This window comes from Veillonella parvula (assembly GCF_047241225.1).
In the GTDB taxonomy this organism is placed as follows: domain Bacteria; phylum Bacillota; class Negativicutes; order Veillonellales; family Veillonellaceae; genus Veillonella; species Veillonella parvula_O.
Genome location: NZ_JBKTIE010000001.1, coordinates 103989 through 117399 on the forward strand (window position 1 = coordinate 103989; position 13411 = coordinate 117399).

Genomic DNA, 13411 nt, shown 5'->3' on the forward strand with positions numbered 1-13411 from the left:
TCGAATATATACAATATCAGATTGTATATGACAGTGGGGTGCTGATTACATTCGTGATTAGCACCTTTTTACATAAAAGAGATAATACAAGGGTATTAGTTAGTGATTTGTGGTAATGAAATATACTAGAGCTCTTTCATTTTGAAAGTAGCTACAGACGGAGGAGCTATGTATATAAAATGGATGCATATTGAAAACTATAGGAACTTAGCCGATGTAACACTAAGCTTTCACAATGATATTAATTACTTTGTCGGTGAGAATGCAGTAGGTAAGTCTAATTTTCTAGATCTCTTAGAAATTATCATGGAGTGCCATGGGTTCATTGAAAGTGATTTCACGGATGTAAACAAGCCTATCCGCATTGATTTTGAAATATCTTTAGGTGAGTTAAATTATAAAAGCATGTATACTGCTGATGAAGGCCCCACCTACCGTTTACGACTTGAACAAGTTGTACAAGAGGTATATCCACGATTATACAGAGTCACTGATGCAGGGATTGAACCTATGGCGTTATCTATGATTCGTCATGCCTTATATGTGTGTCATCGCGATACATCAGAGCAAGAGCTATTTTCTATACCCTCTGCTGTATATATTGAATTAGGACATCTCTTACAAGCTTATGTATCTCGATTAGAAATGGCGACTGATGATTTGCAGCGTGAAATTGTCAGTTTACGCAAGGATTTAGATCCCTATTGTATGCTCAATATTCAACACCTTATAGAGGTGTTGTCTACATCTTCTGCTATAGAACGCAAGTATTCTGCTGATAATGTGCGTTTAATAATGGCTGTGGCTCTTAAAATTTTAGCTCAAATCTATATGAAGGTGAGTAGTGCGACTACAAATCTAGAAGCTTTACTTGTATATGATGGAAAGGGTCGCAAGTTTTTACCAATCTTTATCAGTGTGGATGAGCCAGAGCTACATTTAAGCCCTTATTTGCAACGGGCTGTGCTCAATTATTACCGCCAAATTGCAACTAATGAAAATGAAGAGTTTTTATCGTTGTTGCGAGATGTATTTAAAATTGATGGATTGTTAGGACAACTTTTTGTAGTTACACATAGTACAGATGCGCTTGTTGATGATTATCGGCACATTATTCGCCTTTATCGGGATGAAAATAATATGGTCTGTGCAGCTTGTGGGGTTACGTTTAACTTCCCTAAAGAGGTAGAGAAACATTTGATTATGCATTTTCCAGAGGCTAAGGAGGCGCTCTACGCTCGGTGTATTATCATTGTAGAAGGAGAGACAGAGTACGGTAGCTTTGCAGGTTTTGGTAAACGATTGGGGGTAGATTTTGATTACTTTGGCATTTGTCTTATCAATGCCCGAGGAGAGTCTTCTATTAGTAAATTACAAAAATTATTTAATAGATTCTCTATTCCAACAGTAGCTCTCTATGATCGAGATGTAGAGGGAAAGTATGCAAAAGCACATAGCAATATATTTTACACACAAGAAATTTGTTTTGAAATGGATTTTGTATCGTATTTGCTTGCGATGCAAAAGCGTTCCATAATGGATGCCATTATCAAGGATATTATTGATGATGCACGGCCAATGGTAACAAAGGACATGGCACGTCGTGGTTATGCGAAACTAGGTATTACTAAAAGTCAAATTGTACAACGATGTTTATCGAATATTTCGGATCGTAAGTTAGATGATTTACATATTTATTACTTCTCTTGGTTCTATGCCAATAAAGGGGTAATTGTAGGGCGTCGTATTAGTCAATTCTTAGATGCTTCCATGATACCACCTGCATTTATTGCAGTAATAGAGCGTGCTAAACTTCTTTCACTAGGTTTAGGTTAATGGAACAATACATTAATACTTCTAATTAATAGAGTCTGACCAAAGTTTGGTTAGGCTCTATTTTCTAGTATGTATCAAAGCGTTTTAGAGTGTAGGTATAGAAAATATGGTGCAAAAAATACGCATAATACGTGATTTATTACAATAATAGATAGAATTATGAAAAACTATATTAACTAAATTTTAAAAACTACATCGAAATTTATTGACATCTTTTTATCTTTATTTTATGATTAGTACTGTTATTAATGCATTCTCAATTAAACGTATCTAGGAGTATGAAAATGAAAGACTTTTTAAACGACTTTAAAGCATTTGCTTTCAAAGGCAATATGATGGACCTAGCTATTGGTATGATTATTGGTGCTGCTTTCACAGCATTGGTTAATTCTGTTGTAAACAACCTATTCATGCCTGTTCTCAGTGTATTCACAGGTGGTATTGATTTTAGTAATTTGTATTTGCCATTGAGCACAGGTTCTAAAGATGCATTCATGGCTGGCGCTGATATTGCTACAGCTCGTGCAGCTGGATCTGTATTGCCATATGGTACATTTATTACTGATTTGATTCAATTCTTGATTTTGGCATTTGTTGTATTCTTGATGGTTCGTGGCTTGGCTAAAATGATGAAATCCGCGAAAGAAGAGGAAGTTGCAGAAGCACCTACAACGAAAGAATGTCAATTCTGTAAATCTGAAATCAATATTAATGCAGTTAAATGTCCTAACTGTACTGCAGATTTGAACTAGTTCAAATTTAAATTATACATAAAAGGAGTGAGGTTTTGGCCTTACTCCTTTTTGTTGTATTACGTTAGCTTTCTAGTATAAAATATAATTATAATATATAGAATTTTTTAGGGAGGGATATACATGGAAAAGAAACCTCTAGTAGTAGTAAATGGACTGGTTCGCAAAGATGCGATTGCATATTTAAAAGAGCATGTAGATGTGCGCCAATGGACTGAAAAAACAGTGATGCCTCGTGAGGTACTGAAGGAATGGCTCGTTGATGCAGATGGTTTATGGTGTGTACGACCTTTAGATGTAGATGCTGATCTTGTAAAGAATGCGCCAAATTTAAAGGTTATAGCACAAGCGGCCGTAGGCTATGATAATGTAAACATTGATGAACTAACAGCGGCAGGCATTCCTTATGGCAATACACCAGGTGTTCTCAATGAAACGGTAGCAGAACTTGCATTTACCTTGATTGCCACGGCTAGTCGTCGTATTATAGAAAATGCTAACTTTGTAAAAGACGGTCGTTGGGCTCAAAGACCTTCTAATATTAAAGGTTTTGATTTAAGTCGTCGCACTCTTGGTATCATTGGCATGGGGGCTATCGGCGTGTCTATTTCTCGCCGCGCCCGTGCCTTTGGTATGACTGTTGTATATCATAATCGTAATCAACGCTTGGATGATAAGATTCATAAGACTACTTATATGGAGCTAGATGACCTTTTAGCGACTAGTGATGTAGTTTGTGTAATGGCTCCATTAACAGATGAAACCTATCATATGTGTGATGAAGCATTCTTCAAGAAGATGAAAAATACCGCTTTATTTGTAAATGTAGGTCGTGGTCCTATCGTTGATACAGAGGCACTCATTAATGCCTTAAATACAGGTGAAATTGATTATGCGGCACTCGATGTGACGGATCCAGAACCATTACCAGTGGATCATCCATTATTAGAGGTAGAAAATTGCCTCATTGTACCACATATTGGCTCTTACACAGATAGGACTCGTTATGACATGTCTATTTTGACAGCAGACAATATTATTGCCGGCGTTTATAAGAAACCTTTAAAAACATGTGTAAATGAAGAAGTAAATTATAAGAAACCTCAAATGGATGTAGAGTCTGCGCTAGAAGAGCTTAAAAAGGCTGGCGTTGATTTAACTGATTTCGACTAAAAGTGGAAGACATTAAAAGATATGCGGTTTTATACAAAATATGGTAAAATAAAAGAATATTTTTCCTATGGAGGTAAGAACGTTGGAACATAAAGACATTGAAAAAGATGTAGCTCCTGAAGAAGTTGTATCTGTTAACTTTATTGAAGCTATTATCAACAAAGATAACGAAACTGGCAAATACGGTGGCCGTGTATTGACTCGCTTTCCACCAGAACCAAATGGTTACTTGCATATTGGACATGCTAAATCTATTTGCCTCAACTTTGGTATTGGTAAACAATACAATGGCTTAACAAATCTTCGCTTTGATGATACAAATCCTGTAAAAGAAGATGTCGAATATGTAAACTCCATCATGGAAGATGTTAAATGGCTTGGATTTGATTGGAATGAACAACCACGTTATGCATCTGATTATTTTGACCAAATGTATGAGTATGCTAAGAAATTAATCACGCTTGGCAAAGCTTATGTAGATGATCAAACTGCAGATGAAATTAAACAAAATCGTGGCGATTTCTCTACTCCTGGTGTCAATAGTCCATACCGTGATCGTAGTGTAGAAGAAAATTTGATGCTCTTCGAAGAAATGAAAGCTGGCAAGTATAAAGATGGGGAAAAGGTATTGCGTGCAAAAATCGATATGGCGCATCCTAATATCGTAATGCGTGATCCTGTTATTTATCGTATTGTAAATACAGAGCATCATAATACGGGTAATGAGTGGAAAATTTACCCTATGTATGATTTTGCCCATCCTATTGAAGATGCTATTGAACGCATTACGCATTCTATTTGTACATTAGAATTTGAAGTTCACCGGCCATTATATGATTGGGTGTTAGAGGAATGGGATGATACTGAAATTCCTCAACAAATTGAGTTTGCTCGCTTGAATGTAACTAAAATGGTTATGTCCAAACGTAAATTGCGTGCTCTTGTTGAAGCTGGTCTCGTAGCTGGTTGGGATGATCCTCGTATGCCAACTATTTCAGGCTTGCGCCGTCGTGGTTATACTCCAGAATCTATTCGTGACTTCTGTGATCGTATTGGCGTTGCTAAAGCTGATAGCGTTGTTGATATTGCTTTGCTTGAGTTCTGTATCCGTGAAGATTTGAAACTCAAAGCTACACGCCCTATGGTAGTTATTGATCCTGTGAAAGTTATTATTACGAACTATCCAGAAGGTCAAACTGAACTTTGCACAGTTGAAAACAATCCAGAAAATGAAGAGTTGGGTAACCGTGAAGTTGTATTCGGTCGTGAAATCTACATTGAACGCAATGACTTTATGGAAGAACCAGTTAAGAAATTCTTCCGCTTGGCACCAGGTAAAGAAGTACGCTTGAAAGGAGCTTACTTCATTACATGCACTGATGTTATTAAAGATGAAAATGGTAATATTACAGAAATTCACTGTACATATGACCCTGAAACTAAGAGCGGTAGCGGTTGTACACGTAAGGTTAAGGGCACATTACATTGGGTTGAAGCATCTACTGCAGTAGATATTGAATCCCGTTTATATGATTACCTGCTCAAAGAAGATTCTGATGGCAAAGATTTCTTAGGTGATTTTAATCATGAGTCTTTACAAGTATTCCATAGTAAAGGTGAGGCAAGTCTTGCTACAACTGTACCAGGTGATCATTTCCAATTCTTGCGTCAAGGTTACTTTGTAACTGATAAAGACAGTACTTCAGACCATATTGTGATGAACCGTATTGTTGGTTTACGCGATAGTTGGGCTAAGGCACAAAAGAAATAATATAACGCTTATTTTATATTACTATAATGTTAAAGAACCGCTCCTTGGTGGGCGGTTCTTTAACACTGGGTTATTACTATAAATACTTTAATGACAATAGATGTTTAGAATAGCCTAAGCCATTGTTTGGCTTTAATCTCTAGATGTTGTATTGCTAGTTTATTATATTAATGCTTTCATGAGGAGAAAAATGAAAAAAATAGTACTACTTGCTACGGTAGCGGCTGCGTTGGTATCTATGCCTGCTACGGGTTCTGCAGCAAACATAAAGTCCATTTTAAATAGAAGTCAAACTATAACATATCAAGGTGTTAAATTGCCTGAAGGTGTTACTATGTATCAAAATAATCCTAAAGCGTTGTTTGCTGGGGAGGGTAAAAAAGATATTAAGTCTGTACTTCTTGGGTTGGGCGCGTCTTCTGCAGACGTATATACATTAAACATTAAAAATGAGAATGAAATGCAATATGCTGTTTATGCGAATGTTGTGTTAGGTAAACAATTATTTGGTCGCATGAGTGAAACAAAACATTTGAATACAGATTCTTCATCTCTTGGAGTATTAGTTGCGGCTATTAACAATGGCGATAGTCCTGTACTTGGTACTTTCACGGTAATAAACCCATTAGTAAAACAAGGCAATGCCTATAAAGGCACATTGAAATATAAAAGTATAGCTAATAATAATTCTTATAATGAGATATTACATATTAGTATTTCTGAAGATAAATATACAGGACCAAATGCTCATTTAATTGCTGTTGACGAAGCTAATGATAGTGTTGTATTCCCTAAAGTTAAAGGTTTATTACATACCAAATAATAAATAATTATTGAAAATATATATCAATTATTCTTGACAATTTTTCTCATCAAGAGTACTATGAGCCTATAGGAATTATTCTCATTAGAGGAAATTCTAACGATGTGCAACAGGCAGGTACTATTATGATGAATTCAATTGACCATATCATTGGATATCATTGTGCACCGGCAATTCGAGGTATTAAGCTATCGAACTTGGTTTCTATTCCACGGGACATGAATGAACAAATCCAATTTGTATTGATAGAGTATAATAAAGCGTTCAATGAAAAAGGATTGTTCTTCTTTGAATTATGTCGTTGTAAAGCGCGAAGACTATTATTGGTATTCCGTGAGAAGCAATTAAGAGACTATGTACGGCAACCTGCGGTGATGTTATTTTTGAAAGCCTACGGTTATCATGATCGAATGAGCATTATGGAGATGCTCGAACATCTTAGATATCGTATGGAAGTAAGCATTGAGTTTCCACATGAAATCGGCATTTTTCTAGGTTACCCATTAAAGGATGTGAAATGTTTTATTTCCTATCGTGGTGGGGGATACCGAATGTGCGGAGAGTGGAAGGTTTACCATGATGTGGTAAATGCACAACGCTCTTTCTTGTGTTACAAAGCATGTCGTGAATTTTGTCAAACTCAATTGATGTTGGGAAAAACATTTAGTTCATTGGTCGCAAGAACGGCCTAGGAGGTACAAGATGATTGGTGTAATTTTTTGGTCCGGTACAGGCAATACAGAACGCATGGCTTATGAAGTAGCTGAAGGTATTAAAGCTGCAGGTCAAGAAGTTGAAGTAAAATCCGTTTCTGAAGTATCTGTTGATGAAGCAGCCGCTTATGAAAAATTAGCTCTTGGCTGTGCTGATATGGGTGCAGAACAATTAGAAGAAGGCGAATTTGAACCATTCTACACTGAACTAGAAGGCAAGTTGAGTGGTAAAAAAATAGCGATCTTTGGCTCCTATGGTTGGGGTGGTACTTGGTTGGAAGACTGGGGCACTCGAATTAAAGATGCTGGTGGCGAATTAGTGGCTGATGGCGTAGCAATCTTGGGCGAACCTGATGATGATGGTAATGCACAATGCCAAGAATTAGGTAAAACATTAGCAAACGCTTAATTTGATTTTAATTACTAACATAAATACTAATAGTTAATAATAAAAGGTTGTAATGACGATAATTCGTTATTACAGCCTTTTTTGTATGTACTTATGATTGATATGATGGAGCAAAGGTCATTAAAAATTTTGATATCGATAAGTAAATGTGATGAAAATCATAATGTTTATTTATCTTTATCTCTATTTGTGTATATAAGCGCATAATTATAAATAACTTTAATACATAATTATATTGCGTTTTTGTACACATAGTCCTATAATTTAGTTAAAGAACCTAACAAAAATTTAGGTTGATACAAAAATAGTTAGGGTTAATTTTATATTAGCTATTAACCGGGCTAGCGTAATTTAAACGGGAAAGGTTAATCTATGACATTGAAAGAGGGGTTATTTCAATGAGTACATTAGAGCGAATAAAAGTCATAGCCCATGGATTAGCGGTACAATTTGGACCATCCTGTGAAGTATTGATTCATGATTTACAAGGGGATATTAATTCTTCTCTTGTATATATTGAGAATGGAACTATAACTAATAGACATGTTGGTGATGGCCCATCGCATGTGGTTTTAGATGTGCTGAGTCATGACGATGGTAGCGAGGGCAGATTTGGTTATCTCACAAAGACTAAAGATGGTCGAATATTAAAATCTTCTACCATGTATATTCGTGATGATACAGGTCGTATAGCATACTTGTTGGGGATTAACCAAGATATAACAGAGTTTGTTATGATGCATCGACTTTTGGATAGTTTGGTCAATACAGGTCAGGAAGATGCAGGATCTGTTGAAAAAATTACGACGAGTGTATCGGAACTATTAGATGATTTATTACTAGACGTAGAACGTTTAGTTGGTAAACCAGGACCATTGATGAATAAGGTGGAACGCTTAAAAGCTATTTCCTATTTAAACGAAAAAGGGGCTTTTCTTATCTCGAAGTCTTCTGAGAAGATAGCAGAGTATTTTAATATTTCTAAGTTTACTCTTTATAGTGATTTAAATACTGTAAAGGAAGAATCCTAGGAGGCAAATATGGAACGAATTCAGTGGAAACGTAATACAATGGTACCATCAAGTGACAAGTTTTTGTCCGTTATGGATGTTAGAGAGGTTAAGAAAGCTAAAGCGTTTCATGAAAGTTTTCCACAATATAGCGTTACTCCACTTGTATCGCTTAAGAATTTAGCGTCTTATATCGGTGTTGATGCACTCTTTGTAAAAGATGAATCCTACCGATTTGGCCTTAATGCATTTAAGGTATTAGGCGGCTCCTATGCGATGGCAAAATATGTGGCGCAACAAACTGGTAAAGCTGTTGAGGATGTACCATATGATGTATTAACATCAGCAAAATTAAAAGAAGAGTTTGGTCAAGCTACATTCTTTACTGCCACTGATGGTAACCACGGTCGAGGTGTAGCATGGGCAGCCAATAAATTAGGTCAAAAATCTGTAGTATTTATGCCAAAGGGCTCTACAGAATATCGTAGAAAACAAATCGAAAACGAAGGCGCTACTGTAACAATCGAAGACTTCAACTACGATGAGTGTGTACGCTTAGCAACTAAAAAGTCTAAAGAAGTTCCTAATGGTGTTGTAGTTCAAGATACTGCCTGGGAAGGTTATGAAGAAATTCCAAACTGGATTATGCAAGGCTATGGCACAATGGCTATGGAAACAGCCAATCAATTAGAAGCTGATAATTGTAAAGTTCCTACTCATGTATTTGTACAAGCTGGTGTAGGTTCCCTTGCCGGTTCTGTAGTGGGTTACTTCACTAATCTATACAGCAATGTGGCTAAAAAACCTAAATTAATTGTTGTAGAAGCGGCAGCTGCAGCTTGTTTATACAAAGGTGCTGTAGCTGATGATGGTAAACCTCGTATCGTAGAGGGTGATTTAGAAACAATCATGGCAGGCTTAGCTTGTGGTGAACCGAACACAGTTTCTTGGGATATTTTGAGAAATCATGCAGATGTATTCGTTTCTGCGCCTGACTGGGTGGCACGTTTAGGCATGCGCGTTGGTGGTGCACCAATTAAAGGTGATACTCCAATTACTACTGGTGAGTCTGGTGCAGTTCCATTAGGCCTTGTAATGGCACTTATGACGATGCCGGAATATGAAGATTTACGGAAAGAGTTAGAACTAGATGCGTCTTCAAAGGTACTCTGTTTCTCCACTGAAGGTGATACGGATCCTGAAAGATATAAAAATATTATGTGGTATGGTGAAGATCGTTAGGAGGCATTAATTATGGATTTACAAGCAATTAAACAAGCAGCGGCAACTTATGGCCCAGCGATGACAAAATTTTTACGTGAGATCGTAGCATTCCCAGGTGAAAGTGCTGAAGAAAAAGATCATGTAAAACGTATAGAACAAGAGATGAAAGACCTAGGATTTGATGAAGTTGAAGTAGATCCTATGGGGAATATTCTTGGATATATGGGTACAGGGAAAACCCTCATTGCCTTTGATGGACATATTGATACAGTTGGTATTGGCAATCGTGACAATTGGGATTTTGATCCATATGATGGTTTCGAAGACGAAACTAAAATTGGTGGCCGTGGCGTATCTGACCAATTGGGTGGTATCGTATCCGCTGTATACGGCGCTAAGATTATGAAAGATTTAGGACTTCTAAGTGATAAATATCGTGTACTTGTTGTAGGCACCGTACAAGAAGAGGACTGCGATGGCCTTTGCTGGGAATACATGATTAAGGAACGCAATATCCGTCCTGAATTTGTAGTATCTACAGAACCAACCGATGGCGGTATCTATCGTGGGCAACGTGGTCGCATGGAAATTCGTGTAGATGTACAAGGCGTATCTTGCCATGGTTCTGCTCCTGAACGCGGTGATAACGCAATTTATAAAATGGCAGATATACTTCAAGACATCCGTGAATTGAATGCTAACTCTGCTGATGAAAGCACAAAAATTAAGGGCCTTGTTAAAATGCTTGATCCAAAATTCAACCCTGACCACTATGAAGAAGCTCGCTTCTTAGGTCGCGGTACAGTAACTACTTCCCAAATTTTCTATACTTCTCCAAGCCGTTGTGCAGTAGCTGACTCCTGCGCTATTTCCTTGGACCGTCGTATGACTGCTGGTGAAACTTGGCAAAGTTGCTTGGCAGAAATCGAAGAATTACCACATGTTAAAGAATATGGTGCGAAAGTATCCATGTACGAATACGCTCGTCCATCTTGGACTGGTTTGACATATCCAATCGAATGTTACTTCCCAACTTGGGTAATTCCTAAAGATCATAAAGTAACAGAAGCTTTGGAAGAAGCATACACTAGCTTATATGGCAACGAACGTATTGGTGCAGAAGATACAGTTGAAATGCGTAAAGCTCGCCCATTAACTGATAAATGGACATTCTCCACAAATGGTGTATCTATCATGGGTCGTAATGGCATCCCTTGTATTGGCTTCGGTCCTGGTGCAGAAGCACAAGCACATGCTCCTAACGAAATTACATGGAAACAAGATCTTGTAACATGTGCTGCTGTATATGCATTATTACCATCCGTATACTGCAAAGACTAATATCACATACGTTGAATTAGATTTATTTTAACGAAAATAACTGAAAATAGTTGATATTAAGAATTTCATATGGTACCTCAACATTTGATGAGGCATCGTATAAAGTTAGATCCTAAGTAGCCCTTTAGGGAATTGAAAGAGAGGACTTACAGATGACAGACTTCAATAAAAGTATTGAAACTTTACAAAAATTAGACGTTAGTAAAATGTACGGCGAAGATTTCTTCTTAACTTGGGAAAAATCTGATGATGAATTGCAAGGTGTTTGGGCCGTAGCTGATGCATTACGTGCTCTTAGAGAACGCAATATTTCTACTAAAGTATTTGACAGTGGCCTTGGCATTTCTTTATTCCGTGATAACTCTACAAGAACTCGCTTCTCCTTTGCTTCCGCTTGTAATTTGCTAGGTCTTGAAGTTCAAGATTTAGACGAAGGTAAATCTCAAATTGCTCATGGTGAAACAGTTCGTGAAACAGCTAATATGATTTCCTTTATGGCAGATGTTATCGGTATTCGTGATGATATGTATATCGGTAAAGGGAATGCTTATATGCATCAAGTATCTGATGCAGTTAAAGAAGGTCATGAAGATGGTGTACTAGAGCAACGCCCAACGCTTGTAAACCTCCAATGTGATATCGACCATCCTACGCAAATCATGGCTGATACAGCTCATATCATCAAAGAATTTGGCGGTGTAGAAAACCTTAAAGGTAAAAAGATTGCTATGACGTGGGCGTATTCTCCATCCTATGGTAAACCTTTATCCGTACCTCAAGGTGCTATTGGTTTATTCACTCGTTTAGGTATGGAAGTTGTATTAGCACATCCAGAAGGGTATGAAGTAATGCCGGAAGTTGAAGAAATCGCTAAGAAACAAGCTGAAGCTAGCGGCGGTTCATTCCGTAGAACTAACGACATGAAGGATGCTTTCAAAGATGCAGACATCGTATATCCTAAGAGCTGGGCTCCATTCGGTGCAATGGAAAAACGTACAAAACTGTATGGTGAAAATGATCATGAAGGTATTAAAGCATTAGAAAAAGTTCTTCTTGAAGAAAATGGTAAACATAAAGATTGGGCATGTACGGAAGAGATGATGAGTCTCACAAAGGACGGCAAAGCTCTTTACTTACATTGCTTACCAGCAGATATTACAGGTGTAAGTTGTGAAGAAGGCGAAGTAGATGCAACAGTATTTGATCGCTACCGCATACCTCTTTATAAGGAAGCAAGCTACAAACCATATGTTATTGCAGCTATGATTTTCCTTAGCAAATTTAAAAATCCTGTAGAAACCTTAAAAGAATTAGAACGGAAGGGAACCGAACGAGTTCAACCGTAAAGTAAAGTTTAGGGGCCATCCGTATTGATGGCTCCTTTTATTCTTAATAGTTTGTTATGAGGCATAACATGAAAAAGAGAGTTGTAGTAGCACTAGGGGGGAATGCATTAGGCAATTCCTTACCAGAACAGAAAATTGCAGTAAAAAGTACAGCTAAAACAATCATTGATTTAGTAGAAGCTGATTGTGACGTAGTGGTAACACATGGTAATGGACCTCAAATTGGTATGATCAACAATGCGATGGCTGCATTGACTCGTGAAGTAGAAGGTCAACCAAACACTCCATTATCTGTATGTGTAGCAATGAGCCAAGCTTATATTGGTTATGACTTACAAAATGCTCTTCACGAAGAGCTCTTAAATCGTGGTATTAAAGATTTGCCAACAATGACCATGGTTACACAAGTACTTGTTGATCAAAATGACCCAGCTTTTCAAAATCCTACAAAACCAATTGGTCACTTTATGACTCAGGAAGAAGCTGAATACGCAGAAAAGAATTACGATTATGTGGTAAAAGAAGATGCGGGGCGTGGTTATCGTCGTGTGGTGGCATCTCCAGCACCAAAAGAAATTATTGAACTAGAAGCAATTAAAGGTTTAGTAGGTAAACAATTAATTGTTGCTTGTGGCGGGGGAGGTATCCCAGTAACTAAAGAAGGTAATGAACTTCATGGTGCAGCTGCTGTTATTGATAAAGATTGGACTAGTAGTTTATTGGCCCAAGAAATTGATGCTGATGTTCTCGTTATTTTAACAGCTGTTGAAAAGGTTGCCATTAACTTTGGTAAAGAAAATGAAAAATGGCTTGATGAAATAACCGTTACACAAGCTAAAGAATTTGTATCAGCTGGTGAGTTTGCAGAAGGCTCGATGAAACCAAAGGTAGAAGCCGCTATAGCATTTGCAGAATCCAAAAAAGGCCGTGTTTCAATTGTCACATTATTAGAGAAATCTAAAGATGGTATAGCAGGAAAAACAGGCACACGTATCGTATTATAATAATATATA

At 37.3% G+C, this 13411-nt stretch carries 12 protein-coding genes; all 12 read left to right on the plus strand.

What is annotated here, in order from left to right:
- Positions 1-168: 168 nt before the first annotated feature.
- The 12 genes from ACLRYO_RS00480 (at position 169) to arcC (ending at position 13402) form a co-directional block, all read left to right on the plus strand.
- Positions 169-1836 carry an ATP-dependent nuclease gene (locus tag ACLRYO_RS00480; protein WP_278618202.1) on the plus strand — a complete coding sequence of 556 codons (1668 nt, stop codon included), beginning with the start codon at positions 169-171 and terminating at the stop codon, positions 1834-1836.
- 284 nt (positions 1837-2120) lie between these two features.
- Positions 2121-2588, plus strand: coding sequence for a large conductance mechanosensitive channel protein MscL (gene mscL, locus ACLRYO_RS00485; RefSeq protein WP_004696554.1), 468 nt, complete (start codon positions 2121-2123; stop codon positions 2586-2588).
- Positions 2589-2711: 123 nt separating this feature from the next.
- On the plus strand, positions 2712-3761 hold the full coding sequence (locus tag ACLRYO_RS00490) for a 2-hydroxyacid dehydrogenase (protein ID WP_278618201.1): 1050 nt from the start codon (positions 2712-2714) through the stop codon (positions 3759-3761).
- Positions 3762-3843: 82 nt separating this feature from the next.
- Positions 3844-5532 (plus strand): glutamine--tRNA ligase/YqeY domain fusion protein, encoded by a 1689-nt coding sequence (locus tag ACLRYO_RS00495; RefSeq protein ID WP_195394635.1) that lies wholly within the window; start codon positions 3844-3846, stop codon positions 5530-5532.
- 190 nt (positions 5533-5722) lie between these two features.
- Positions 5723-6355, plus strand: coding sequence for a hypothetical protein (locus ACLRYO_RS00500; RefSeq protein WP_413084609.1), 633 nt, complete (start codon positions 5723-5725; stop codon positions 6353-6355).
- Positions 6356-6459: 104 nt separating this feature from the next.
- Positions 6460-7047 carry a DUF3793 family protein gene (locus tag ACLRYO_RS00505; protein WP_008714331.1) on the plus strand — a complete coding sequence of 196 codons (588 nt, stop codon included), beginning with the start codon at positions 6460-6462 and terminating at the stop codon, positions 7045-7047.
- Between the two features lie 10 nt (positions 7048-7057).
- Positions 7058-7477 carry a flavodoxin gene (locus tag ACLRYO_RS00510; protein WP_004696544.1) on the plus strand — a complete coding sequence of 140 codons (420 nt, stop codon included), beginning with the start codon at positions 7058-7060 and terminating at the stop codon, positions 7475-7477.
- 398 nt (positions 7478-7875) lie between these two features.
- A complete protein-coding gene (locus ACLRYO_RS00515; RefSeq protein WP_004696542.1) occupies positions 7876-8508 on the plus strand; it encodes a transcriptional regulator in 633 nt (210 codons plus the stop codon).
- Between the two features lie 9 nt (positions 8509-8517).
- Positions 8518-9729: a diaminopropionate ammonia-lyase gene (gene dpaL / locus ACLRYO_RS00520; RefSeq protein ID WP_278617781.1), complete on the plus strand. Its 1212-nt coding sequence runs from the start codon at positions 8518-8520 to the stop codon at positions 9727-9729.
- A gap of 12 nt (positions 9730-9741) precedes the next feature.
- On the plus strand, positions 9742-11052 hold the full coding sequence (locus tag ACLRYO_RS00525) for a YgeY family selenium metabolism-linked hydrolase (protein WP_004698551.1): 1311 nt from the start codon (positions 9742-9744) through the stop codon (positions 11050-11052).
- A gap of 152 nt (positions 11053-11204) precedes the next feature.
- A complete protein-coding gene (ygeW, locus tag ACLRYO_RS00530) occupies positions 11205-12398 on the plus strand; it encodes a knotted carbamoyltransferase YgeW (protein WP_004696537.1) in 1194 nt (397 codons plus the stop codon).
- A 68-nt stretch (positions 12399-12466) separates the two neighbouring features.
- Positions 12467-13402 carry a carbamate kinase gene (gene arcC / locus ACLRYO_RS00535; RefSeq protein WP_101928837.1) on the plus strand — a complete coding sequence of 312 codons (936 nt, stop codon included), beginning with the start codon at positions 12467-12469 and terminating at the stop codon, positions 13400-13402.
- Positions 13403-13411: the final 9 nt, after the last annotated feature.